Annotated in this window: 21 protein-coding genes; 2 read left to right on the plus strand and 19 right to left on the minus strand. The window is 49.8% G+C overall.

Annotated elements, in window-relative coordinates:
- Positions 1-92: 92 nt before the first annotated feature.
- The 12 genes from ACTQ1N_RS09170 to ACTQ1N_RS09225 form a co-directional block, all read right to left on the minus strand.
- Complete coding sequence (locus ACTQ1N_RS09170) at positions 93-347, minus strand: response regulator (protein ID WP_441956464.1); 255 nt, start codon at positions 345-347, stop codon at positions 93-95.
- Between the two features lie 37 nt (positions 348-384).
- Positions 385-2292 carry a sensor histidine kinase gene (locus ACTQ1N_RS09175; RefSeq protein ID WP_441956465.1) on the minus strand — a complete coding sequence of 636 codons (1908 nt, stop codon included), beginning with the start codon at positions 2290-2292 and terminating at the stop codon, positions 385-387.
- A 133-nt stretch (positions 2293-2425) separates the two neighbouring features.
- Complete coding sequence (locus ACTQ1N_RS09180) at positions 2426-3043, minus strand: DUF624 domain-containing protein (protein WP_441956466.1); 618 nt, start codon at positions 3041-3043, stop codon at positions 2426-2428.
- Between the two features lie 87 nt (positions 3044-3130).
- Entirely contained in the window at positions 3131-5176 is a 2046-nt protein-coding gene (locus tag ACTQ1N_RS09185) for a glycoside hydrolase family 31 protein (protein WP_441956516.1), read from the minus strand.
- A 49-nt stretch (positions 5177-5225) separates the two neighbouring features.
- A complete protein-coding gene (locus ACTQ1N_RS09190; protein WP_441956467.1) occupies positions 5226-6110 on the minus strand; it encodes a carbohydrate ABC transporter permease in 885 nt (294 codons plus the stop codon).
- On the minus strand, positions 6107-7012 hold the full coding sequence (locus ACTQ1N_RS09195) for a carbohydrate ABC transporter permease (protein WP_441956468.1): 906 nt from the start codon (positions 7010-7012) through the stop codon (positions 6107-6109). The genes ACTQ1N_RS09190 and ACTQ1N_RS09195 overlap by 4 nt, the downstream gene beginning before the upstream one ends.
- Positions 7013-7107: 95 nt before the next feature.
- On the minus strand, positions 7108-8430 hold the full coding sequence (locus ACTQ1N_RS09200; RefSeq protein ID WP_441956469.1) for an ABC transporter substrate-binding protein: 1323 nt from the start codon (positions 8428-8430) through the stop codon (positions 7108-7110).
- A 295-nt stretch (positions 8431-8725) separates the two neighbouring features.
- Complete coding sequence (locus ACTQ1N_RS09205; RefSeq protein WP_441956470.1) at positions 8726-10771, minus strand: glycoside hydrolase family 127 protein; 2046 nt, start codon at positions 10769-10771, stop codon at positions 8726-8728.
- An 89-nt stretch (positions 10772-10860) separates the two neighbouring features.
- The gene (locus tag ACTQ1N_RS09210; protein ID WP_441956471.1) at positions 10861-12018 is read right to left on the minus strand and encodes a LacI family DNA-binding transcriptional regulator; all 1158 of its coding nucleotides are present in this window, start codon (positions 12016-12018) and stop codon (positions 10861-10863) included.
- 59 nt (positions 12019-12077) lie between these two features.
- Positions 12078-12926 carry a carbohydrate ABC transporter permease gene (locus ACTQ1N_RS09215; protein WP_441956472.1) on the minus strand — a complete coding sequence of 283 codons (849 nt, stop codon included), beginning with the start codon at positions 12924-12926 and terminating at the stop codon, positions 12078-12080.
- A gap of 14 nt (positions 12927-12940) precedes the next feature.
- Positions 12941-13846, minus strand: a complete 906-nt coding sequence (locus ACTQ1N_RS09220; RefSeq protein ID WP_441956473.1) for a carbohydrate ABC transporter permease — start codon at positions 13844-13846, stop codon at positions 12941-12943.
- Positions 13847-14049: 203 nt separating this feature from the next.
- Positions 14050-15315, minus strand: coding sequence for an ABC transporter substrate-binding protein (locus tag ACTQ1N_RS09225; RefSeq protein ID WP_441956474.1), 1266 nt, complete (start codon positions 15313-15315; stop codon positions 14050-14052).
- Positions 15316-16163: 848 nt separating this feature from the next.
- Here ACTQ1N_RS09225 and ACTQ1N_RS09230 point away from each other — a divergent pair.
- Positions 16164-16649, plus strand: coding sequence for a hypothetical protein (locus tag ACTQ1N_RS09230; protein WP_441956475.1), 486 nt, complete (start codon positions 16164-16166; stop codon positions 16647-16649).
- Here the strand turns inward: ACTQ1N_RS09230 and trhA are convergent.
- A complete protein-coding gene (gene trhA, locus ACTQ1N_RS09235; RefSeq protein WP_441956476.1) occupies positions 16644-17285 on the minus strand; it encodes a PAQR family membrane homeostasis protein TrhA in 642 nt (213 codons plus the stop codon). The genes ACTQ1N_RS09230 and trhA overlap by 6 nt on opposite strands.
- 285 nt (positions 17286-17570) lie before the next feature.
- Between trhA and ACTQ1N_RS09240 the strand changes: the two genes are divergently transcribed.
- The gene (locus ACTQ1N_RS09240) at positions 17571-18191 is read left to right on the plus strand and encodes a DUF1836 domain-containing protein (protein WP_441956477.1); all 621 of its coding nucleotides are present in this window, start codon (positions 17571-17573) and stop codon (positions 18189-18191) included.
- A gap of 12 nt (positions 18192-18203) precedes the next feature.
- Here ACTQ1N_RS09240 and ACTQ1N_RS09245 read toward each other — a convergent pair whose 3' ends face one another.
- From ACTQ1N_RS09245 to ACTQ1N_RS09270, 6 genes are all read right to left on the minus strand, one after another.
- Positions 18204-19349, minus strand: coding sequence for a guanosine polyphosphate pyrophosphohydrolase (locus tag ACTQ1N_RS09245; RefSeq protein ID WP_441956478.1), 1146 nt, complete (start codon positions 19347-19349; stop codon positions 18204-18206).
- 301 nt (positions 19350-19650) lie between these two features.
- The gene (locus tag ACTQ1N_RS09250; RefSeq protein ID WP_441956479.1) at positions 19651-20364 is read right to left on the minus strand and encodes a sugar phosphate isomerase/epimerase family protein; all 714 of its coding nucleotides are present in this window, start codon (positions 20362-20364) and stop codon (positions 19651-19653) included.
- Positions 20321-21640: an ABC transporter ATP-binding protein gene (locus ACTQ1N_RS09255; protein WP_441956480.1), complete on the minus strand. Its 1320-nt coding sequence runs from the start codon at positions 21638-21640 to the stop codon at positions 20321-20323. The genes ACTQ1N_RS09250 and ACTQ1N_RS09255 overlap by 44 nt, the downstream gene beginning before the upstream one ends.
- Before the next feature lie 3 nt (positions 21641-21643).
- Positions 21644-22591 (minus strand): carbohydrate ABC transporter permease, encoded by a 948-nt coding sequence (locus tag ACTQ1N_RS09260; protein WP_441956481.1) that lies wholly within the window; start codon positions 22589-22591, stop codon positions 21644-21646.
- Positions 22581-23468 carry a carbohydrate ABC transporter permease gene (locus ACTQ1N_RS09265; protein WP_441956482.1) on the minus strand — a complete coding sequence of 296 codons (888 nt, stop codon included), beginning with the start codon at positions 23466-23468 and terminating at the stop codon, positions 22581-22583. Before ACTQ1N_RS09265 ends, ACTQ1N_RS09260 begins: the two co-directional genes overlap by 11 nt.
- 96 nt (positions 23469-23564) lie before the next feature.
- Positions 23565-24824, minus strand: coding sequence for an ABC transporter substrate-binding protein (locus ACTQ1N_RS09270; protein ID WP_441956517.1), 1260 nt, complete (start codon positions 24822-24824; stop codon positions 23565-23567).
- Between the last annotated feature and the right edge of the window lie 144 nt (positions 24825-24968).

Below are 24968 nucleotides of genomic sequence, written 5' to 3' on the forward strand. Positions count from 1 at the left end.
AACAATTCGCAGAAACAGTTACTTTTAAAGTGACTGACACATCTGTAGAAATCCAAAATCGGCGCGAAATAATCTGCCGGATGGGACATCATTTAATTTGCCGGACAACACACAAAATGCGTATGGTAATTCTGACTTCTTGTTGCCTCTATAAGTTCGATCCCGGACAAATATGGCATCTTGATGTCCGTAAAAACCACATCCGGGTGCTGTTCCTGAATCATTTCCAATGCAGTTCTCCCATTCCCTGCTAAACCAACAATCTGGTAGTTATCGCCGAGGGATCTGATCATTTCTCTCAGGCCTTCTCTCGCCCTTTGTTCGTCTTCTGCAATCACTATCTTCATTCATCAAACCCTTCATCTAACGACTAACCCACTACAGTTACTCATCCTCAGCATCATCCTGCAAAAAAGTATGAGGCAACGGCAGTTCAAGAAGAAACCGGGTTCCCTTCCCTTCCTCTGTCCAGAACTGGATCTCCAGTTTATTTCCGTAAAAGATCCTCAATCTAGCTGCAACATTCTCAAGTCCGATCCCAGTCCCTTCCATATGGATAAATGCAGCGGCTGATAACTTTTCCTGTACAGCACGGCTCTGTTCCGCGCTCATCCCGCAGCCATTATCTTCAATAAGGATTTCCATTCTGCCATCTTTTCCCATTCGTCCTGTTACACTGATAAAACAGCCCTTCTCCTTCTCTACAAATCCGTGTCGAATTGAATTTTCAACAAACGGCTGTAAAAACAGCTTGCAGCATGGCCATTCCAGATATTGATCTGGAAATTCAACCCGATAATCAAACCGATCCATTAGCCGAAACTTCTGCAACGCAAGGTACTGTGTAACCCAGTTTACTTCATCGCCGAGCGTTACTGCCCCTGTCGAGCTTGAATAAGCATAGCGCATAATATCGGACAGCTTTCTCAACATCACAGAAACTTCCTCATTTCCCTGTTCCGCCGCGCTCATATTAATCGCATTCAACGTATTACATAGAAAATGGGCATTGATCTGAGATTCCAATGCATGCATCTGTGCTTCCGCGGTCTTCCTGACTGCCTGAATCTGTTCTTCATTCTGACGGGCATTTTTTTCTTTCCATTCTTCCAATGCGTCAGCCATCTCATTGTAGTTCTCAGCGAGCTTCCAGATTTCATCCTCCCCTCTGATTTCAATACGCGTCTTCCACACACCCTTTCTGACGCTATTCATCGCTTTCTGGATACTTCGAATTGGAGAGAGTGCTCTTCTTGTCATAATAAATTGAACTGCACTGATTAACAGGATGGCCAGGAGCAGGACTGTGACGCCCTTACGGTATCGCATACGGATAATCCCGTTTAATCTTTCTACATCCAGCGCAATATTGAGGTTCCATCCTGTTTTATCAATTTCAGTCGATACAATTCGGTATTTTCCTTCTGGAGCGACATTTTCCAACTTCATCCCGATCATCCCGGATTCAGGAGCATACAGCAGATTCCCACTCTGATCCGTGATATAGGTATCTGTATAATTATTCGACATGCCTGTAATTTGACTGAAAAAAGCGCTTACAGAAGATAGTTCAAAACTCAGGACAAGGATGGAGTCAACCTGGTCAGTTGACGTATTCCCCGGAAGGGAGAATGCTATATTGATCATATTCCTGCAGGTATAAACAGATGCTTCCTGTGCATGAAAGATAAACTGATTCGGTTCAGTGGTCCATACACACTTCGGAACGGTATTCTGTTTCAACTGATCAATCAATTTGCTTGAAAGGTTTTCAAGCAATTGCTCGTTGTTCCGATTCCAATATGCTTCAGTCCCGGTCAAATTTCCAATCACTCGGTTCTTTTGGAAAAGGATATTTCCGTCGGCAGTCATAATCAGGACGTTAATCAGTTCTCCGCCACTCTCTTTAAAAGTCTGCTCTAGTTCATGTCTCAACGTCAATTTTGAGAGTGTATCATCTGGATCATCCTTCAACGCAGTAGCTGACTCTATCAAATCAGCATTCAAGGACAACTTTGCCCCAACCTGGATGACATTATCGATATTCCTCCGGATTGTACTCTCCTCAGTATTGAGCAGGACTTTATCTGTCTGTGTAGAATTTTCAATCAGATACTGCAGATATTGAGTTTGAAGATAAAACAGGAAAGCCAGCGACGCTCCAACAAGCGAAAACATCATAATGATGGATACTCTCAGAAAATAATTGGTACGGAGAGCCTTTATAAATCGTTTCAGAAACCCACCTGGAATTCTGATGATATTACTTCCAGATACACTCTTCCGTTTCACCTGCCCCTCCCATTTCTGCAGTCAGTCATAGGATTCTTATTCTAATGCAATTTCATCAATTGCATTTATCGTAGTACAATGATGATACCACTTCTGCTCGATTGATTTCCTATGATCCTCTATACACTCCACATTATTCTTGTTCGCCCCGAAAAGACTGGATTTTCTTTTCAACCAATGCGTTCAAAAACCAGGTGAAGACCCCGGGGACCAGAAGAATTGTCAGCGGAAATCGATACACCGAATAATATCCTGCCAGCAGTAATACAGTCCCTGCTATTGTTTGCAAGGGATAATGAAAGGTACAGAATACTGCCGGCTTTAAGTACCATCCAAATGACATGCGATATCTCGATATCAGTGGAAACAAAAAGCAGCAGACTGCCATGACCGCCAGAAACAATACCAGGTAAAGTGCACACAATAACCACTGCACATGCCCATGAAATAATTTACTGCTTATCCCGAAATTCAGCAGGAAGAGAACCGACAGCAAAAAGCTGGCAAGTCCGTGCAGACTTCCCATTTTTAACGAATTTTTCCACGTAGTCCAGAAACGTTCGGTCACGCTTTCTCTGTCTTCCACGACAGACCTGGTAACCGCATCATAAATTGCCGCTGCTGATGCCCCGATTGTGACGATCGGCAAACTTCCCAGAATCCACCAGATCGAGACAAGCATGAGATCGAACATTTTGCTTCCCCATGTAAATACCGGGCCGCCATATGAAAAAACATTCTTCTTGAACATACTGCTTACCTGCTAAAAGAAGGGATTCTCATCCATCGTATTTTTTCCCACACATACAGAAAGATGAGAATCCTCGCATCATTTATGTTATTCGAAGCAGAACCCTTTCCTTGTGAACACCGGAATCTGCTCAAGCGGAGCTGGAACCTCTACCCTTGCTCCTCCCTCATAGATTTCCCCTGTCCAGTAGTTTTTCCATGCCACTCCTTTAGGAAAGTACACTGAAAGTTTTCGTTCTCCCTCATGCATGACAGGCGCAACCAGAATATCCGGTCCGAACATGTATTCCGTCTCGCAGTCCCAGCATTCCTGATCAGACGGGAAATCATAAAAGAGCGGCCGCATGACAGGTGTACCTTTATCATGTGCATCCTTCATTACTTCAGTGATATACGGTTTCATTGTTTCGCGAAGGAACAGATACTTCTTCAGAATCTCATATACTTCCGGTGTATAGCTCCAGACTTCATTTGGTGCTCCGGACACACAGGTTGCACCGCCACTTGTCCCAACCTGTGGCTGCATCGGCCAGCGAACGCCATGAAGACGCATAACCGGACAGAACGTTCCATACTCAAACCATCTGATGAGGAGTTCATGGAATTTCGGGTCATCCACCCAGGCGCCAAAAAAGCCGCCGATGTCGGTTGTCCACCACGGAATCCCGGCAATTCCCATGCTTAATCCAGCAGCAAACTGATTCCGTAGACTTTCAAAGGACGACATGATATCACCAGACCAAACCAGTGCCCCATACTTTTGAGATCCAGCCCACGCACAGCGCAGCAGATTAATAATATTGTTCTGACCTTCCGCCTTCATTCCGTCAAAGAAAGCCTTTGCGTACATCACCGGATAAATATTGCCAACCTCCACATCCGGCCCAAGGAAGTACCGGTAATTGTCGTAATCATAGTAGGTGTATTCCGGCTCTGCCTCATCAAGCCAGAATACTCTGATTCCTTTGTCGTAATAGTTCTGCTTTGCCTTTCCCCAGACATATTTCCTTGCATCTGGATTCGTCGCGTCAAAATGAAGCGTATTTCCCTGGAAATCCATCGAAATCGGATACCCACGGTCTACGCGGATCAGATACCCTTTTTCATTCATTTCCTGGAAATTCTCACTTCTGTAGTCCACAGTCGGCCAGATCGATACCATCAGCTCGATTCCCATCTCCTTCAATTCCCTGATCATTGCATCAGGGTCCGGCCAGTAAACCGGGTCAAACTTCCATTCACCCTGCAGTGGCCAGTGGAAAAAGTCAATCACAATCACAGAGATCGGGAGGCCTCTTTTCTTATATTCGCGGGCAACATCGAGGAGTTCTTCCTGTGTCTGATAACGCAGCTTGCACTGCCAGAATCCCATCGCATAGTCAGGCATCATCGGAACTTTTCCCGTTACTGAAGCATACGCTTCCTCTATTTCTGAAGGTGTATCCCCCGCTGTAATCCAGTAATCCAGTTTCTTTGTCGATTCCGCCTCCCAGGTTGTAATATTCTTTCCGAAGTTTACTCTCCCTACAGCAGGATTATTCCAGAGGAATCCATACCCCAGAGACGAGATCATAAACGGAACTGAAGACTGTGAGTTTCGATGCGCCAGTTCCAGATCCATCCCCTTCTGGTTCAGATAGGGCTGCTGGTATTGCCCCATACCAAAAATTTTTTCTTCCGGATTTGACACAAATCTCGCCTTCAGATGATAATCTTCACTTCCAATGATTGCTTTGAATTCACGTGCATCCACCATCAGGGAACTCGTCGTACTGCTCTGCATATCATTCTTGTTTCGAAGATACTCCTCAAGCAGAAGTTCTCCTTTTGCATTACGAAATTCGATTTTTCCGATGTTGTTGATAATGGCAGTGATTTTACCATTTGTAATCTGAGCCTCCAGTTCTCCAATCCTGATCTCTGAATGACTCTCTGGAACTTCCTCAGTCAATGCCCATCTTTCCTGTGGCATCTCTGCACACTTTGTAGCCGTCACTCGAAAACTATTCTGTCCCCATGGCGCAATCACCAGTTTCTCCGCTCCAAGCCTGTAGCAAAGAGCATTCGTTTCCGTAAAATAATACCCGAACCTGCGCCTGGTCTGTCCGGCAACTTCCGCAGACGCTGTTCCCATAGAATTTATGATAGCCTGTTCTCCCATATATGTTTATCCTTTCTGTTCATTATTCCTTTACTGCTCCGGCCGTCATTCCCCCGACAATATATTTCTGAAGGAAGATAAACATGAGTATGACCGGAAGTACCAGAATCGCTCCATAGGCCATGATACAGTTCCATTTCGTCCCATATTTGCTCTGGAACTTGTGAATGTTTGCAGTTAGCGGCCGCATCTCCGGTTTAACATTAAATGTCATGGAATACATCAGATCGTTCCACCCGTTCAGGAAGGAAATCGTGACGATTGTGATAATCCCAGTTTTAACCGCTGGAATCATTACCAGGAAAAAGGCCTGCAATGCGTTACAGCCATCGATTCTTGCCGCTTCGTCAAGTGTAACGGGAACACTTTTAAAGTATGGCCTGAGTGTAACAACTGCAAAAGGTACTGCCCCCGCCGCGATTGCAATCGGTGGCGCGGCATAGGTTCCGAGAAGGTGCATTTTGCTGAATGTCAGATACATTGGTGTCAGCATCAGGGATGCAGGGAGCATCTGTGCTACAAGAAATATAAGCAGAAATGCCTGATAACCTTTGACCTTATAACGCCCCATTCCATATGCTGCCGGAATCCCGAAAAGCATCGTCAATACCATCGTAAATAGGCCATTTAAAAAACTATTTCTCAAGGATGCGATGAAGTCCTTGTCCCCCAGATTCGCCATCCACGGGTCAATTGTGAATTCATGCGGGAAGTAAGTCAGCACCTTGCCGAATGTTTCCATATCCGACTTGAAGGAAAGCTGAAGCATCCAGTAAATTGGAAACAGAAAAACCACCGCGATGATGACTGCAATAACTGACAGTCTGAAATTTCTATGCCATTCCCTCGAATGCCTGCGCCTTTCGGAAGCAGGCAAGGCTCTTATCCTGTCAGACTCCTGATTCATGCCTCTTCCTCCTTGTCATCTTTTCTGAGCAACAGTAAATACAGAATTCCAATCAGCAGCAGGCAAAGAAACAGTACAATTGCGACTGCCGACCCCTTTGAGAATTGATACTGTGTAAAGGAAAGCATATAGGAATAGGTTCCTAAAACATCCGTCGAATTCAGCGGACCTCCCGCCGTCATGATAAACATCAGATCAAATGCACGGAACGTATAAATGAATCCAAGCATCAAAACTGCAAGAATAGAATCCTTCATCAGCGGCATCGTGATCTTCCAAAACTGCTGCATTCTGCTGGCCCCGTCAATTGCAGATGCTTCATAGACATCTTCCGATATATTCGACATTCCGGATATCAGCAGAAGCATATTGAACGGAATTCCAACCCAGCAATTCATAATCACGACAGCAATCATTGCAGTTGACGTAGAAGTCAGCCATGCCGGCCCTGCTATACCGATCTTTGACAATAAGTTATTAATCAGGCCGCCATTCAAAAACAGATTCTGCCCGAGCAGACCGGTGACAGCCATCGGCATCATGTACGGAATCAGCATGAGTCCTCTGATCGGTCCGGACAGCGTAAATTTTTTATAGAAAAAAAGTGCCAGTAAATACCCGATCGTAAACTGGAAGATCAGGCTTCCGATTGTGAATACGAATGTATTCTTCAGAACCAGAATAAATGTCGGATTATGGAACAGCTCTATATAGTTCTGAAGCCCAATGAATTTTGATGTCCCGGTCGCAAGGTTACGGACACTGGTGTCTTTGAAACTCAAAATAAAATTGTATATAATCGGGTATCCTACCACCACGAGCATATATAGAACTCCCGGAAGAATAAAGCCATATGCCTCCCTCGTCCGCCTGCCATTTGATCTTCTTTTTTTTGAAGTCATGTCTTTTCTCCCCGTCTTTCCTGGTACAGTCCTGATATGGAGATTGCCGGCCTCCTCTGAGAGGAGAGCCGGCAACCTCCGAAATGACTTTTACATTACTGTTCCGGAAGCGGGTCGCTCTCCAGAATTGGTGCAATAACATCATTTGCAGCCTTCAAAGCATCTGCTGCAGAGTCACCGTTCAGGAACACCTTCTGCGCAGCAGTGTAAATCTGCTCGGAGATCGTCGGCCACTGATCATGCGGTCCGCGTGCAAGCGCGGTATCCATCTGTTTCTGGAAGATCTTGAAGTTGTCCTCCTGATAAGTGTAAACCGGTGCCGCATCCGATCTGGTAGCAAGCTTGCCGGATTGTACCGCCCAGCGCTCCTCACTGTCCTTTGACATGAACCACTTCAGGAAATTCACTGCTTCATCAACATCTTTACATCCGGTGCAGACACCAAAGTTCTCACCGCCAATTGTGGAACTGGAGGTTCCCTCGTCACCGGTCGGGAGAGTCGTGATCTGGTACTCAAAAGCGCCATTCACATCATTATCAATTGATGCCAGATGCCATGTTCCGATTTCGGCAAATGCAGCTTTCCCCGCGCAGAACTGATTGTAAGCATCTGCCTGTGTCCAGTTGACACACTCGGGACTCATCTGACCATTCTTTACAAACCCTCCGAGTACATCCAGCCCGATCGCGGCCTTCTCATCTGTCAGATTCGTTAAGGATGTCTTTGTTCCGTCATGTGTTGCGACAATCCACGGAAGGAGCTGGAAAGTCCCTTCCTCCGTTGAGATTGCACACATTGCAAATCCAAACTGACTCTTGTCCGAATTCGTTGTCTTCTCGACATCTTCCTTGAACTCATCAAGGCTTGTCGGAAGTTTGTCAATTCCGGCCTCCTTCAGCGCATCCATATTTGCGGCCAGTGTCAGGCAATTGGAATTCTGCGGAAGACCATAGATTTTACCGTCTGCATCCTTGCAGGACGAAAGCGGTCCAGGGAAAAACTTATCCAAATCTTCCCAATCACCAAGCTGTTTTGTAACATCTTCGAATACACCAAGCGAAATATAAGATTCCATATCCGGAGAATCGACCATTCCGATATCCGGAAGTTCTCCCGAAACCGCCCCGATCGTGTACTGGTTCATCAGTTCCTGCCGTGCAACATATGTTGGATTAATATATACTTTATCTTGAAGTTTGTTGTACTCGTTTGCGAAGTCGATAATTGCTTTTGCGTCAGCTGATGCATCAAAATAATGCCATAACGTCAGCTCCTCCGCATTTTTTGTGTTTGGGTTCAGTGTCGCTCCTCCCGTTGCCGCAGCTTCCGTCTCCCCGGCGAATACAGGTGTACAACCAACTGCAATGCTTAGTGCCATCGCTCCTGCTAATACAACAGATGCAGCTTTCTTTTTCATATTTATCCTCCTTTTATTGTGCATATTGCACATTGTTCTTTTCTTTTAAGCAAAGATTATCATTATAATAACGTTTAAACAACTTATATTCTTGGAATTGCGGGGACTATTTTCGGTTATAATTTTAATATTAGAGGGATAATTTTAATATTTTTTGCCATTTTAACGATTCTGTAATGGATTGTCTTTTATCATTTAGCTTTTATCATTTGCGAAAAATACCAAGACCGCATTCAAAAAGAGCTGCCGTTTTCCTGCACGGCAGCTCTTCTCAAACTTAATCAGAACACAATGTTTATTCTTCCCGCATCCATACCTGCATCTCTCCCTTTCCCCGGTTGTTCCAGCAGGCATATGGAATGGCCTTCAGCCGGCACGGCTGATACACCGGCCGCTTATCGCTGTAAAGCGGATCATCGCTGCCGACGCTCTTGTAATCAATCCGGCTTCCTGAGACAACTGCGCACAGCGTTCCGCCCAGCAGTTCCGGGTTCTCCTCCTCACAGATCGGTGCCGAGGTATCGATCCTGCAGCCAGCAAGATATGCCCCGTTATCAGCCTCCTCGAAGCAATAGACGGACGGTCCTCTCATGATGCAGACCTTTCCGATGTCATCGCGCACTTTCGGATTGCTGTATACAAAACGGAACGCAACATCCAGATCCAGCTCGATCAGATCACCGTCCTGCCAGCTGCGGCTAAGGTAGAGATATCCTCTGCGGTACACTGCCCGCTCCCCGGAATCGAGGTCTTTCCGGTCTATTTCTCCATGATCTGCATCATTCTTTCCCACAGATACCTTCTGTCCGTTGACCAGGAGTGTATATCTTTCCACAGAATAAGCCGGCAGCCTCAGGGCGACCACCGCATCCTGCCTGCCCTTCTCTGGCTGTACACGGATCCGGATACTTCCGGACGCCGGATAATCCGCCTCGACCGTCAGCCGCAGGGTTCCATCTGTCAGCGGAGCCTCGATCTCTCCGGCGATATACAGATTCAGGTAAGCAGTATTGCCGCCAACATGAAACATATAGTTTCCCATCGATGCGAGTGTCCGTGTGATATTCGGCGGGCAGCAGGCACAGCCGAACCAGAGCTGGCGCTCTGTCTTCACGTGCCGCATCGTCGGATTATGTTCCGCTACTTCCGGAACACATTCCAGCGGATTGACATAGAAGAAATGTCTTCCATCGAGCGCGATTCCGGACAGCAGGGTATTGTACAGCGCCAGTTCCACAACATCCATATACTTTCCGTCTCTTGTGATCTGGAAGAGACGGTTTGAAAACATCGCCAGTCCGATTGTCGCGCAGGATTCCGAATAATTTGTATTGTTCGGAAGATCATAATCTGTGGTGAACCGCTCTCCATAAGCCGCCGACCCGATGCTCCCGGTCACATACATCTGTCTGCGGGCAATATTCTCCCAGAACGCCTCACACTGCCTGAGCATCCGTTCATCACCTGTCTCAGCTGCAACGTCAGCCATTCCGCTGTACAGGTACACAGCCCGGACAGCATGTCCTTCCGCCTTGTCCTGCTCCGCCAGCGGTCTGTCCGCCTGGCAGTAGTCCATCCCAAAATCCTTGAATTCCTTAAAGATAAAGGTCCCGTTCCGATAATTGCTTTCTGACTGAAAGTAGCACGGCTGCTGCCCTCTGACATCCAGAAAATACTGTGCAAGGTGAAGATAATCCTTCTTTCCTGTATACCTGTATAATTTATACAGCGCCAGTTCAATCTCAGGATGTCCCGGGTATCCGTGCAGTTTTCCTTCTTCCGGCCCGAACACCGAGCACAGATAATCCGCCAGCTTCGCGCAGGAGTTGACAAATTTCCGTTTTCCTGTCGCTTCCGCATAGGCAACCGCCGCCTCGATCATATGGCCGGCTGTGTACAGTTCATGTCCCTCAAACAGATCATAGAAACGTCCTTTTCCCAGAATGGTATTGTAGGTATTGAGATATCCGTCCGGCTCCTGTGCCCCTACAATCAGGTCGATCGCAGCATCCGCTGTTCTCTCCAGTTCCGGATCCGGCTTCTTCGCAAGAGAATATGCTGCCGCCTCCAGCCATTTTGCGACATCGGTGTCCTGAAAAACTTCTCCCTTATGAGTTCCCTTCTCGAGACCGCCTGCAACCCGGAAATTCTGCATACAGTAGCTCTTTTCCGCTCCTGGGACGCGGTCATTAATCAGCTCCCATTCGAAGGGGAGAATCACGCTGTCTACAAGACCGATATATTTATCCCAGAACGGATCCCGAATACGAATGTTCCGCAGGGGGATGTTCTGAAGCCTCTTCTCATCCATCGTGTACTCCTTTTCTGTGTCTGTCGTCATCTTACATGCTGAAAGCCTGCCGGCAGGCAGCTCCGTTCTCCGGTATCTCCTTCGCTGCCCATCTGGCAGCGGACAATATGATCTTGCTGTCAGTCATCGTGCACATCCGGCGACCTGTCATCTTCCGCCGCACCGCCCCCTGTCCGGAGGTCACAGACAGATCCTCCTTCTATGATCCTGCACGGGTAGATGATATTCGTCACCTGCTCGCTCTCATCCTCTATCCGCTCCAGCAGCATGGACAAGGCAGAGTACCCCATCTTATGGAGCGGTCTTTGAGCCGTCATCAGCGGCGGAATCAGCTGCTGGGTAAACTCGGCATCATCAAAGCCCGTCACCGACAAATCATCCGGCACGCGAAGCTCCAGCTCTGCCGCGGCATTATAGACGCCAAGTGCCATCTCATCATTCATTGCAACTATAGCAGTCGGCCGTTCCTGCTTAGGAAGGAGATCCTTTTTTGTTCCACCGTCCTTTCCCGTCAGGATTCGGATTGCAGCGGCTTTTCCCTTTTGAAAGTCATATTCTCCGCATTCGTCCCAGCTTTCCGGCAAGGTAATTCCCGCTTCCTGCAGCGCCTTCAGAAATCCTTTCCGCCTCAGCCTTGCAGGTTCGGAGGTCGCGTATCCCCCGATCAGCGCAATCCTCCGGTGTCCTCTGTCTATTACATTTCTTGTAATCCTGTACTCAGCCTTCTCATTGTCGTAGCGCACGGAGGAAGCCTCGCCATCGGCGGTATAACAATAGCAGTAGACGACGGGCTTCCCTGCCTTTCTGAGCACGTTATCCATCAGCCGGTCATGCATACCGATATAGATGATCCCATCTACCTGCAGCCCCAGAAGAGTCTGTACAGCTTTATCAATGTCTTTCTGGAATCCGGTCAGTTTGTCAAAGCTGTTGTCAATCTTGCGCACCATCTGCAGGTTGCTGAGAATCGTATAACAGTTTTTCTCATCAGCCATCCGATTGATTCCATCTATGATATATGGCGTATGCCAGACTGTGATATCCTCAACCAGGATCCCGATCAGTCCTGTTCTGTTTTTTCGGAGACTCCCCGCCAGTTTATTCGTCCGGTACCCTGTCTGCCGGATGATATCCTGTACCTTCTTCCTTGTCTCCTCGCTGATGTGTCCGGAGTTGTTGATAACATAGGAAACTGTAGCGGTTGAAACACCTGCCCGCTGTGCGATCTCTTTGAGCGTCAAAGTTTTCACCTCTCTGTCTGATTCCCGACGATCCATACCTTTTCATACCTCATACATCCCTCTTTGTACAAGTACTTTCCGGAAGAAACCGTCTGTTATCCCTTCAGACCGGAGGTTTTGATTCCTCCCTCAAGATGTTTCCCGGCTGTCAGATAGAGAATCATCGGCGGAATAATCATCAGAGAGGATGCCGCCATGATGGAGGGCCAGTTGATCACGAAAGCATTCCCGGAGGTGTACATATAAGATGTCATGAGCGCGATCGTAAGCGTTCTCCATTTGTCCGAATTGATATAGAATACAGGCTGTGTCAGTTCATTCCACCAGAACACAGAAGAGAGAATCCCGATTGTGACAAAGGTCGGCTTTGAAATCGGAACGATGATTCTTGAGAACACCTGGAACTTCGAGCATCCATCCATAATGGCCGCCTCATCCAGCTCCTTCGGAATAGAGCGGAAATACTGGCGAAGCAAAAACACGTTGTACGGATACGCGAAGAAAGAGGGGACGATCATCGGTAGCAGGGAATCCAGCCAGCCGATCTTTCCGAACATAATATACTGCGGAATGATCAGCGCGATGTTCGGAATCATCATAGTTGCAACGATGATTGAGAATATGACATTCTTCCCCCTGAACTCCAGCCTTGCAAGCGCATAGGCAACAAGGGAGGAAGACAGCAGCGTTCCTACGGTATTGCCGATGATCAAAAGCAGCGTGTTCCGGATATAAAGTCCGATTTTTGACTGTGTGAAGATATAGATGTAGTTTTCAAAGGTCGCTTTCTCTGGAATGATCTTAGCACTGGTTGTAAATTCCGTGAGCGTCTTAAATCCGCCGGAGAAAATCCAGACAATCGGGGCAAACATGATCACAGCTACAAGGATCATCACTGCGTACAGGGCGATTCCTCTTCCTGTTTTCTTATGTGAAGCTTTCATTACATGGCTCCTCCTCACGTCTCGTAGTAGACTGTCTTCTTTGAGATCGCGAAGATCACAATCCCAAACAAGGCGGCAATTACAAACAGTACAACCGACAAGGCACAGGCATACCCGACTTTCATATTGCTGAAGGCTTCTTTATAAATCAGAAGACTCAGCACCTGCGTCATACCTTTCGGATCCCCATTTTCCCCTGAAAGCGGATAGAGAAGCGCAAAGGAGCCGTTCAATGCGCTGATGGCGCCGTTGACAGCATTGAACAACACAAGCGGAGATATCATCGGAAGCGTGATATGCCAGAATTTCGTCCAGGATCCAGCTCCGTCGAGCTCGACAGCCTCATAAAGATCCTTCGGCACATCGGCAATTCCGGAGCGGAAGATCAGCATCATCTGCCCGGTATTATAGGTAAAGAGTGTCACAAAGAAGACCGCAAGATAGACTGTCTTTGGATCCATCAGCCAGTTGATCGTCACGTTCTTTCCTGACAGACTCCCCAGAATCGCATTCAGAAGGCCTCCGTCTTTCCCGAACATCGTTCTGAATGCATATGCCAGAGCGACCGTCGGTACTACAGACGGAAGGAAGTAGAAGAACTGGAACAGACCATTCAGCTTTATTTTATTGTTCAGCAGGATCGCCAGAACCAGCGCCCAGACGGTCGTAATTACCAGCATGACAATGGTGTAAAACAACGTAACTCTCAGTGAGTTCCAGAACACCTTGCTCTTGAACATATTCCGGTAGTTGGCCAGTCCAACAAAGCTTGATGTCCCCGTCAGCTTGCGATTGGTCAGGGAATTATAGATCATGAACCCAATTGGAAAAAGCGTAAAGCACACAAAACCGATCAACCATGGCAGGCAGAACATATAAGCGATCTGAAATTTTTTCTTCGTCCCCTTCATATCCGACATCCTTCCCTTCCTCACAGAACGCTCCTTTATATCCCTGTGGGAAATCGGGCAGGGCAGATAAACTCTGTCCTACCCGATGCGGCGATTCCACTGTCATCTCGTGCTCCGCACTCGATCATGAGCAGTCGCCTTCATAAAAAAGGGGAGCGGGTCTTCACCCTGGCCCGCCCCTCTGAGCACTTCCATTATCTGACCGGGATGAATTAATACCCAATCGTCTCAGCTGCATAATCCGACGCGTTCTTGACTGCATCCTCCGGGGACTCCTGTCCCAGAAGCGCATTGTCAAATTCTGATACCGCGTTGCTGGTTACTCCGGCTGGCAGGCAAGTATACCCGAATACACCTGACTCGAGAGCGTCTGTGATTGCATCCCAGTTTTTCACTGGAGCTCCTTCCACCTTCCAAGCACCTTCAGCCGCGATCGACTTGATGGCAGACATATTGCCGGAGGCTTTGGAATTAATCGTCTGGCCCTCTTCTCCCATCAGATACTCGATAACCTTGAAGGCCGCATCTTGTTTTTCGGAATTTGCATTGATGGTATAAAAGCCAGTGTGAAGGGTATTATACTTGACCTTATTGGTTGGAATCGTCGCGATATCCCAATTGAACCCAAGTGTATCCTTATAGCTTCCGATCATCCAGGTTCCCTGCCAGCTCATAGCCGCTTTCCCAGCGCCGAAAAGATCTGAGGTATCAGAAGACGGTTCCGGCATAATTCCATCCTTCACCATCTTTGCACAATCGCTTACAAACGAAACGGCACCATCTCCAATCACCAGCTTTCCGCTTTCCGGATCATATACCTGGTCGCCGGCACCGCCGATCCCGGCCCACCACGTCTGGGTGTTCGGAAGATCCATGCCATAGACAGCGGTCGTCCCATCCTCATTCTTCTGTGTCAGTTTCTCTGCCGCAGCCTTGAAATCCTCGTAGCTCCAGTCATTCGTCGGATAATCGATTCCAGCCGCGTCAAACATGTCCTTGTTATAGTACATAATTTCCGCAGCTGCGCACCATGGAAGGCCATAGGTTCCGCCCAGTCCTTCCGTCAGCTTTGAGACCGCATCGATCATGTCCCCTGTGTTAATGGATGAATTTTTCAGATCGTCATCCAGATTGATGATGCCGCCCGTCTCCGCAAAATTCTTGATATCGGTCTCCCATACCACATAGATATCCGTGGATGAGTCCTTCGTGGCAACCATCTGATTCAGTTTGGACGAATAATCGCTTTCCGGAATAACGGTCACATCAACCTGAATGCCTGTTGCCTTCTCGCACTGCTTGTACATATTCAGCGCGTCATCCTTGTTTGGCTCATTCCAGACTGCCAGCGTTACGCTCTCACCCGTGCCGGCAGCTTCAGATGACCCTTCTGTGGATGCAGCCAGTGCAGATCCGGAAAACATACTGACCGCAAGTGTTCCTGCAAGTCCGATTGAGACAAGTTTTTTCCTCATCATGGATTTCCCCCTTCAGAACATAAAGAATGTATCGTGATAGGTTAATCGATTAACTTTGCTGTTGATATCATAGTCTTCCATATCAAGTATTGTCAATATGACGTTTTTGCCATATTATTCAAGTATACGTTATGCAATTTGACGGTATTATCTTCTGATAGTTCCATCTCTGACGCCTTTACCCTTGTTTTGGACATTTCTATCGCAATATTCAAGTCATGCGCCCCTTTTATAAAGCTTTCATTTCATTGGTTATTGCGGCATGTCAGTTAATCGTTTATTCTATATAGATCTCAGGCAGCACCCAAAAACAGGCCGGAACTGCGGATTTTCTCCGTGGTTCCGGCCTGTTTTGTTATCGTGACAGGAAGTCCCTTACACTTATGATTCTTGGGTCTTCACTGCGCGTTTTTCTCTCTTCTGGACTTCGTGATCCACTCCGCAATGTCATCCTCAGATTAAAAATCAGCTTTTACCGCTTCTCCCTTCATCTGATTCTGCAGGCGCTTCAGCGCATACACAGCAAAGTTCATCATCCGGATTTCATTCCCGTCTACAATAAAATATGAAAAGAGAACATTCGGCAGGTACGAGGGTGTATATCTTCAGTATCACGACCTCAAGATCAACAAGGACAGCAAGGACAACCGGATTTTCAATCAGAGAATCTATCTTCTGTGTCCGGAGGAATACCGCATCATTACCATATTCATCGGGGACGACGTATCAAGGGAAGATGCCTTCAAAGTGGCAGATCATCTTGTGATTACCGAGACGAACAAGATTCGGACAGGATCCCGGAATCATGGAAAACTGCCGTTGACACGGATAGTCATATCAAAGACAACATGCTCTACTACATCCAGTCCGGCAACGGAATCGACACCGCAGACAAGGTCATCAAAACAGAAAGCGTGAAGCAGAAACTCGTCTATGTAACCATAACCTGTACCAACAACACAGACCATGAGCTTCGCCACATTCTGTATTGTGGCACCCTGATGCTTCTGGATCACAAAGGCGGCCAGTATCAGATAACGGACCCGGCAAAGCTGTCGGGAACGGACTGCGACTATGTTAACTGGGATGGCGTTTCTAATACGGAAACGATGGCCTATTCCGATGTTTACGAGGATTATGGCAATGGAGGAAATTATATCCCGTCACTGGCCCCAGGAAAAAGTATACAGATTCATATGGCATGGATTGTCAACGAAAACCTGTTGGATCACCTGTATCTGAACCTGAATGGAGATTGCAACGCCTACGCATTCTCGGATACGCTGACCAAATCCGGAGTTGTGGACATCCGGCCTGCGGTCCCCCTCTCATAGAAGAAACATCATCACAAAGTGGCAGAAGCTCCCGGCCATGACAAACAGGTGAAAGATCTCATGGTTTCCGAAGTTCGGATGACGGCGGTTGAAGTTCTCCATCTTCAGGGCATAGATGATGCCGCCGATGGTGTAAACGATGCCGCCGGCGACAAGCCAGGACAGGGCGGGCGTCGAAAGGCAGCCCGCCAGCCGCGGGAGCGAGAAGGCAGCCATCCATCCCATCGCGATGTAGATCACCGCGGAGATCCACTTTGGGAAATGGCGGACAAACAACGTCGCGAGAATGCCGGCCAGGCCGATTGTCCAGATGACTGCCAGAAGTTCGTAGCCATACGGTTTGTCAAGGGATATGACACAGATCGGTGTGTAGCTTCCTGCGATCAGCAGATAGATACTCGCGTGGTCAAACCGCTGAAGGTGCAGTGACGAGCGCGGGCTGGCGCAGATGGCATGAAAGAGCGTACTGGCAAGGTACAGGGTTGCCATGCTCCACACAAAGACGGTCAGAGCGGCTTTTCTGTCCGGTGTAAATCCTGCCACACGAATCAGCGGTCCTGCTGCTGCCAGTGTCAGGATCAGTGCAACCAGATGTGTCACCGCGCTTCCGGGTTCTCTCAGCTTTCGAATCGTCATAACCGTCTCCTCCTTTCAGCGCCTCCTCTTTCGGAAGGCGCTTTCCATTTCACGTTTCATATCATATTTTCTTCTTCATTCACAACTTCATTCACAACCGATATGCCTATGATAAGATTGTTCTCTCTGCATGTCAAGTTTTTAATAAACCGTTCACAGGATTTTCATACTTGCTTGCAAGGCTTGTATATTCGTTTTACAGGATTGTGATGATTATGTTATGATGGGAACCGAGAATGAAGGAAATAGCCGTTTTAAATTTCGATCGAACAGGAGCAGACTTCCATGCTGAAATTCCAGCTTCCTGCTTACCAGGAAATCCCGAACGTCGGGCTTTACCTGGAGCAGACATTAAAGTATATCAACGATACGTTCTCCGCTTTCCGAAGCGTCGAGCTTACCAAGTCCATGATCAGCAATTATGTGAAGCTGGGCTATCTGCGCCGACCGGTGAAAAAGCAGTATGACCGGGAACAGATTGCCGCGCTTCTGTTCATTGCCGTCAGCAAACAGGTACTGAGCATGGACAATATCGGAAAGCTCTTCCGGATGCAAGTGGAACTTGGTTCGATGGAGGTAAGCTATACAGCCTTCAAGGCGGATTTTGACTATCTGCTCGACAGTATCTGGAATCAGAAGGTGATGGACAGCGGCCAGGTCAGCGCATTCATGCAGCCGCAGGGTGCATACATGGCATACGAAGAGCAAAGGGAGGAAGGACAGGGTTCTTGCAATAAAAAAGGAGACAGGCCTCAGGATGGTTTTCCATCCAGCCCTGTCTCCCCTGAGGAAGCTTATATGCTGCTGTGGCAGGTTGCTTCCGCGGATGCCTACAGCATCTATCTCAACGAGCTGTTCAGCCACATGTCTGAAACGCCCCCGCAGAAGGACAGCACGGATCACTGAGCATCTTTTTTCTCACCCAACCAGGTCGTTCTGGAACCGGGAAAGGTGCTCGAACGGCAGAATGAGCCTGCCGTGATACAGACCGCAGCCGTCATTCATGAGTTCGTTATTGTATGCGGTGAACATGTTGACGTCAATTTTTGAAAGATCCAGACACTGCAGTGCCATGCCGCGCTCGTATGCTTCGTCGAACAGCGGACATGCCCCCTCCGGGACTGCGCCCCTGCGGCGCCGGATGATGTTCTGCTCTTTTTCATACTGGCTGTGGTTCGCTGTCCCGATCTCCGCGAAATTGTCCATCTCATGGGTACGCAGCTGCACCTCGATATAACTGGACGCTGCCTCGTCAAAGAAGGCGATGTGAAGCGACCGGTATCCGGACTCCTTCGGGTGCGCGACATAATCCCGGTAGTACGGGCGAACCTGCGGTTTCAGGCCAGAAGGCATGCTGCCGGAAACTGTCTCTTCAGGCGTCTCGCAGGACAGCACTCCTTCTAGGCTTGCAGCCGCCCCGGATCTGCCGCCGGCAGCCTCGATTCCGTCTTCAGCCGCTTCCCCGCCTCGCCGAATGGCCGGCTCTGCCGTGAACGACCGCTTCTCGAGGAACGCCGGCAGGGCGTTGGCAATCTCATAGAGATAGCGGATCTCCTCCTGTTCCCTGTCCTGTCCCGGGCGCAGGTGGCATGCCGGCATGGACAGCACAATCCGGTATGCAATGAAGTCCCGGAAATGATTCAGCTGCCTCTGCAGCCCTTCGATCGGCGGAAACGTATGGTGCTTCACGTAGTAGTCGTAGATATACTCTGTGATGTACCCGTTGAACTTCTCCTCCGACCGGATGACGGACTTGATCCTGCCCCTGAAGGTGAAGGCTAAATAAGGATATTCGGAGGCCATGTACTTGTAGAACTCCCGGATCCGGTTGGACTGGAAGGTCAGGAAGTCATTGTGTTCCAGCTGATACAGGATTCCCTCCAGGAAACGGCTGTGCTGAAAGTCGATGGCGGCCCGTCCGAACGCTGTATCCACCGTCTGACTGCCATCCGGGACACATCCCTGCATGCGCATTTCCGCGTCCGCGCCAAGGTCCGCCGAATACCGCCTTAATATCTTCAGGACCGTATCCCCGGCATACAGATAATCATTCAGACTGATCATGCCGTCCACCTCCCTTACAGCAGCTTTCTAACCATCCAGCGCAGGGGCTGTTCATCTGTGCTGGTTTCTCTGCGCCGGTTTCTCTGCGCCGGTTTCCCTGCGCTGGTTTCTCCGCGCTTCACCACGTGATAAAACACCCTCAGTATATGCGAAATCGTGTTATCAGGCAATGCCAGGGCTCTGCCCTGCCCGATTCGGCGGCTCTGCCGTCATCTCGTGCGCCGCACTCGATGATGACAGGCCGCCTTCACGAAAAAGCAGCCGGTTTCCCGGCTGCCAGCTCACTGGTTCGATATAGTTTTTATTCCGCCCACTTCAGCAGCTCTTCCAGATCTGCCCGGATTCCCGTCTCATCCGGTTCCACCTGTGCCGCGTACTCCACAACGAGATCCACGGGGTTTCCGATGTCTCTGACCATTCTCAGAAACCGATCAAAATCAAGTGTGCCGTCATGGATGCGCCGGTGGCTGTCATGAATCCCGTCGTTATTGTGCAGATGATAGGCGTGAATCTGGCCTGAAAGTTCCCGGCAGACATGGCCGATGTCCCAGCCATTGGCGTGCGTATGCCCGATATCAATCAAAACCGGGTACTTTTCCTCCTTGCACAGCCGGATGAACGCTTCCTCATCAAGCAGCACATTCCCCCTGGAATGGACGCCGACATTCTCGACAAGAACCGGAATACCGGCCTGCATCGCCATCTCTTCCGCCTTCCGATACTGCCGGCAGGATCTTTCAAGCATCTGCGCTCTCAAAGACGGGTCATCCGGCACCCTGCAGTTGTTGTGGTGAAAAACGATATGCCTGGCCTTCAGCTTTTCGGCTGCACGGACGGTCTTTTGAAACATCTCATCTGTCCGCTCACAGACCTCTGAGCCTTCCGGTGCAGTGTGGTCTGCCTGATAGTACGGCTCATGAAAGGTTACCGGAACCTTCTCCAGTTCCGGAAACAGTCGATTCAGTTCCGCTTCAAAGTCCCGGTCGTGAAAAAGCGGGAAGACTTCGACTCCCACGGCCCCCTGGAAATAATCCAGATACCGCTGAATTCTCGGAAATGTCTTCGTGCTGTACATATTCGTGCTGAGCAGGATACTCATCTGGTCCTCCATTTTCCATGACGGTTTCAGAAACCTCCCGCCTGCAGGAAACCGGCCAGCCGAGGCTTTTTCCATCCTCCGGGCTGAACAGATGGAAGTTTCTGAAATCGATCTTCAGCGATACCAGCTCGCCTTCCCTCGGCGGACGGCCATTTTCCATCACCACCAGATCCTGTGTCAGTCCCTCCGGCCGGACGTACACCGCCGCCTGATTTCCGTAGTTTTCGATATACCGGACCTGACCGCGGATCAGGCTGGAAGCCGTCTCTCCTTCCAGGTCCGCGTCCTGATCCTGGCGTTCCCACTCACCCCGTCCTGTCCGGATCAGCTTCAGATGTTCCGGGCGGATTCCGACGGTATAGGTGGAATCCGGATGCTGTTCGACAACCTCTGTCCGCCATTCATCCGGCAGATAGACGCGCGATGTCCCGATCACCAGCGATTCCCGGTTGTAGGGAACCTTCTCGATGATGTTCATCGGCGGAGATCCGATGAATCTGGCGCAGAACACATTGGCCGGGAAATGATAGATGTTTCCCGGTGTGTCCAGCATCTCGATGCTGCCCGCGTTCATCAGTGCAATCCGCTGGCCGACCGTCATCGCTTCCACCTGATCATGCGTCACATAGATCATGGTCGGATGATATTTCTCATGGATTTTCACCAGCTCCTTGCGGGAATGCATCCGCAGCTGCGCATCCAGGTTGGAAAGGGGTTCATCCAGCAGGAAATAGTCAGCCTGCTTGACCACTGCCCGCGCCAGCGCCACGCGCTGCCGCTGACCGCCGGACAGATCCTTCGGCTTTCTGTCCGCATACTCTGTCAGCCGCAGCATATCCAGCACCTCGTCCAGGCGCCGTTCGATGACTGCGCTGTCCAGATGACTGACCTTCAGTCCGTAGGTGATATTCTTCCGGACGGTCATGTGCGGGTAGATCGCATAGTTCTGAAAGACCATGGATACATTCCGTCTGCCCGCCGGCACATGGTTGACAATTCTGTCCCCCATCCGGATCGTTCCGCCTGTGACCGGCTCAAGCCCGGCGATCATCCGAAGCAGCGTCGACTTTCCGCAGCCGGACGGTCCGAGCAGGATCAGCCGCTCACCCTCCCGGATCTCCATGCTCAGATCCTCGATGACCGTTGTCTTCCCGTATTCCTTATGAACATGTTCCAGTGTAAGATTCTTCATGATTCAGCCCTTCACGCCTGTCATGGCAAATGTACTGATGATGTATTTCTGGAAAATCAGGTACAGCACAAGCGGGATCAGCATCGTCAGCACCGACACTGCCATCGCCAGCGGGAAATCTGTCCCGCCCTCCGCGCTGATGTACATCTGAAGCGCCAGCGGGAGTGTGTAGTGTTCCACTGACTTCAGAATCAGCACCGGCCAGACATACTCATTCCAGGAGTTGATGAAAAAGATGATGCCCGTCGAGATGACTGCCGGGCGGACAAGCGGCATGATGATGTCCTTCATAATCTTCAGATCCGGGATGTTGTCCAGCTTGGCCGCCTCGACCAGGGACTTTGGAATTCCTCTCATCGCCTGCCGCAGCAGGAAGATCCCGAGCACATCGGCCATCTGCGGAAGCGCGACGCCCCAGATATTGTCCCGGAGCCCCATTTGCGTGATCAGAAGATAGTTGGGGATCATCGTAACCGTAAACGGCACGAACATCGTGATCAGCATCAGGAAATACAGCACCTTCTTCCCCCTGTACTGAAAGAAGACGAACGAATATGCCGCCAGAAGGGAGGTCAGGGTCTTGCAGACTGTCACGGAGGCCGCGATCAGGAAGGTGTTGAGGGCGATTCTGAATAATGGGAGCTTCGCGAACACCTGCCTGTACCCGTCCAGTGTCGGTCTGCGCGGAATCAGCTCCAGGATCGTATTGTAGGCATCGGAGGAAGTCTTGAAGGAGTTCGACACCGCAAAGGCAATCGGAAACAGGATAAGGATTGTATAAAGAATCAGAAACACGTGCCACCCGGCTGCCCCGGCCCGGCTTGTCTCACATCCCTGCTGTATCCGGTCTGCTCCTCTGTTTCCGGATGCTTTCTCTGCTGCACCCGCCAGCTCCCCGTTCACTCCTGTAGCCTGGACGGAACCCGCCCTGTCTGCACGGTCAGTTCTCATAGTAGACGTTCCTTTCAACGAAGCGGAATTCCAGAAGCAGAAGAACCACGAAAAGCAGCATCGTAAGAACGGACGCCGCGGACGCTGTCCCTGTTTTGAACAATGTGAATGCATTATGGTAGGACATATAGATCAGGTTCGAGCTGGCGTAGTTCGGTCCGCCCTGCGTGATGACCTTGATCGGTGTGAACACATACTGAAGTCCCTGCACGATCGTGATGATGAACACATAGATCCCCGTCGCGGAGCTCATCGGAACAACGATATCAAAGAAGATGCGCCTGAGCGGAACGTTGTCGAGCCTGGCTGCCTCGATCACTTCGGGCGACACTCCCGAGATCCCCGCCAGCAGCACAATCAGGTTGTAGCCGAATGTCTTCCACGTCGTGATGATGCACAGTCCGGCGATCACCCAGCCGTCCGTTTTGGTCCAGAAGGGAAGACGGATGCCCAGCGGTTTCAGAAGAATCGCCACCGGCCCCGACACCGGGTTCAGGATCCAGGTATACAGGATCGACCCGACGACGAGTGAGATAATGCTGGGCAGGAACAGAGCTGATTTGTAAAATCCGCGCAGCCGGCTCACGGCAAACGACAGGACAAAGGAAACCAGGTATGGCAGCGCCCAGTTGAGGATCAGCAGAATCACGATATACCAGAAGGTGTTCCCGAGAATCTTCCAGGTATTCGGATCCCGGAGCAGCGTGACGTAATTCTGAAATCCGACGAATTTCTTCTGCGGCTGTATCATGTTCCAGTCAAAGAAACTCAGATAAACCGTATAGATGAGCGGATAAAACATAAACACGCAAAATGCCGCAAGTGACGGAATCAGGAACACATATCCCAGAACACCCTGCTTTTTCTGATCTTCCATGAGCGCAATCCTCTTCCTTGTCTCTTGTCTCCATCCTGAAAACCTGTGATGAGCCGCCCCTCCCGGAAACGGCCCCATCACAGACATCTTTGTCGCTTACTGTGCGTTCAGCAGTTCATTGATCTGATCCTGTGTCGATGTCATCGCATCCTTCGCGGAAGCCTGACCGCCGAGAATCTGGTCTCTCATATCAAGCAGGAGCTGCTCCGCCTGAAGTCCCGCATCGCCCGGGAAAGCTGTCCACGGAACGACACCATCCATCTGCTCAATTGCCGCGTTCATCATCTGATTCTCAGCCAGGAAGTCCTTCAGACCGTTTTCCGCATCCGCAACGTCCTTCCTCGGCGGTACATACCCGGTACCGATCGTCCAGGCTGCCATCGATTCAACGCTGTAGAGATATTTCTCGAATTCCCACGCTGCCTGAATCTGGTCATCGCCCTGCGCGGTGATGGCCAGGAAGCATCCGCCGGCCGGAACCTTTCTGTCCTTCCCTTCCCAGACAGGAGACTTGACCGTTGCCACATCAAACTTCGCCCCGGCCTGTACAGAAGCTCTCCGGGCGATCGTGGTGTAAAGCATCGCGCAGTTCCCGTCGATGAAGCTCTGGCAGCCCTCGTCCCAGCCAACATGAAGCGCTGACCCGTCCTTCACCATGTCGGCCACAAGCTGCATGGCCTCAGCGCCTTCATCGGAGGCAAATGACGCCTGCGCCTTCCCGTCCGCATCCTTCGTCAGCATGGAGGCGCCGTTGCTCTCGATCAGCGCCTGCTGTGCCCAGAAGTCCGCCGGCTCCTGCATATAGAAGCCGTACTTTCCGGTCTTCTCCTTGACTGCCTTCGCAAACTGCTCGACTTCCTCCCAGGTTGTCGGTCCATCCTCGCTGATCCCCGCTTCCTTCAGCAGGTCTTTGTTGATGTAGAGAACCGGGTTGCTCAGAGAATACGGAATACCAACCTGATCACCCTTGCTGTTGACAGCGAGGTTCAGGACATTTGGAAGAAAATTGTCGGAAAGAAAGGTAGAATCTTCAGAATCAAACTTGTCGATAGCGTCCTGAGGAGACGTATATGAGAAATTGTTGGAGAAATAATCAAGAAACGCCCAGCCAATCTGCACAACTGCCGGATAATTGCCGGTCGCTGCCTCTGCCTGGAGGTTCTGCATCAGGCCCTTGTACATATCCGGGTTGTATTTTGCCGTGACCTCGATGTGGTCGTTGCTCTCGTTGAATTTCTGGACGAGTTCATCGACCGTCTTGCCGCCCTGTTCCTCGGAATTGCAGTGCCAGTACTCGATCTTGACCTTGTCTGTATCCCCTGCATAGGAGACCGCCGGGACAGCCATCGCCGCCATCGCACCGGTCAGGATCATTGCAGCAAATCTGGTACCGTTTCTTTTCATGAATTCCTCCTTCTGTAAGCAATGGTTTATAATAATCAGCTAACAGCAAGGAGGATATCAAAATTGTCTGTAAAGTGCTATCTGATTTCAGAGGAA

It is taken from the genome of Porcincola sp. LCP21S3_C12 (genome assembly GCF_052118625.1).
Lineage (GTDB): Bacteria > Bacillota > Clostridia > Lachnospirales > Lachnospiraceae > Porcincola.

Excerpts from the sequence above, each read along its gene's own strand:
- ACTQ1N_RS09170 (WP_441956464.1), bottom strand. The coding sequence starts at position 347 with ATGAAGATAGTGATTGCAGAAGACGAACAAAGGGCGAGAGAAGGCCTG.
- ACTQ1N_RS09180 (WP_441956466.1), bottom strand. The coding sequence starts at position 3,043 with ATGTTCAAGAAGAATGTTTTTTCATATGGCGGCCCGGTATTTACATGG.
- ACTQ1N_RS09185 (WP_441956516.1), bottom strand. The coding sequence starts at position 5,176 with ATGGGAACAGCGTCTGCGGAAGTTGCCGGACAGACCAGGCGCAGGTTC.
- ACTQ1N_RS09190 (WP_441956467.1), bottom strand. The coding sequence starts at position 6,110 with ATGAATCAGGAGTCTGACAGGATAAGAGCCTTGCCTGCTTCCGAAAGG.
- ACTQ1N_RS09195 (WP_441956468.1), bottom strand. The coding sequence starts at position 7,012 with ATGACTTCAAAAAAAAGAAGATCAAATGGCAGGCGGACGAGGGAGGCA.
- ACTQ1N_RS09200 (WP_441956469.1), bottom strand. The coding sequence starts at position 8,430 with ATGAAAAAGAAAGCTGCATCTGTTGTATTAGCAGGAGCGATGGCACTA.
- ACTQ1N_RS09205 (WP_441956470.1), bottom strand. The coding sequence starts at position 10,771 with ATGACGACAGACACAGAAAAGGAGTACACGATGGATGAGAAGAGGCTT.
- ACTQ1N_RS09210 (WP_441956471.1), bottom strand. The coding sequence starts at position 12,018 with ATGGATCGTCGGGAATCAGACAGAGAGGTGAAAACTTTGACGCTCAAA.
- ACTQ1N_RS09215 (WP_441956472.1), bottom strand. The coding sequence starts at position 12,926 with ATGAAAGCTTCACATAAGAAAACAGGAAGAGGAATCGCCCTGTACGCA.
- ACTQ1N_RS09220 (WP_441956473.1), bottom strand. The coding sequence starts at position 13,846 with ATGTCGGATATGAAGGGGACGAAGAAAAAATTTCAGATCGCTTATATG.
- ACTQ1N_RS09225 (WP_441956474.1), bottom strand. The coding sequence starts at position 15,315 with ATGATGAGGAAAAAACTTGTCTCAATCGGACTTGCAGGAACACTTGCG.
- ACTQ1N_RS09230 (WP_441956475.1), top strand. The coding sequence starts at position 16,164 with ATGCTCTACTACATCCAGTCCGGCAACGGAATCGACACCGCAGACAAG.
- trhA (WP_441956476.1), bottom strand. The coding sequence starts at position 17,285 with ATGACGATTCGAAAGCTGAGAGAACCCGGAAGCGCGGTGACACATCTG.
- ACTQ1N_RS09240 (WP_441956477.1), top strand. The coding sequence starts at position 17,571 with ATGCTGAAATTCCAGCTTCCTGCTTACCAGGAAATCCCGAACGTCGGG.
- ACTQ1N_RS09245 (WP_441956478.1), bottom strand. The coding sequence starts at position 19,349 with ATGATCAGTCTGAATGATTATCTGTATGCCGGGGATACGGTCCTGAAG.
- ACTQ1N_RS09255 (WP_441956480.1), bottom strand. The coding sequence starts at position 21,640 with ATGAAGAATCTTACACTGGAACATGTTCATAAGGAATACGGGAAGACA.
- ACTQ1N_RS09260 (WP_441956481.1), bottom strand. The coding sequence starts at position 22,591 with ATGAGAACTGACCGTGCAGACAGGGCGGGTTCCGTCCAGGCTACAGGA.
- ACTQ1N_RS09265 (WP_441956482.1), bottom strand. The coding sequence starts at position 23,468 with ATGGAAGATCAGAAAAAGCAGGGTGTTCTGGGATATGTGTTCCTGATT.
- ACTQ1N_RS09270 (WP_441956517.1), bottom strand. The coding sequence starts at position 24,824 with ATGGCGGCGATGGCTGTCCCGGCGGTCTCCTATGCAGGGGATACAGAC.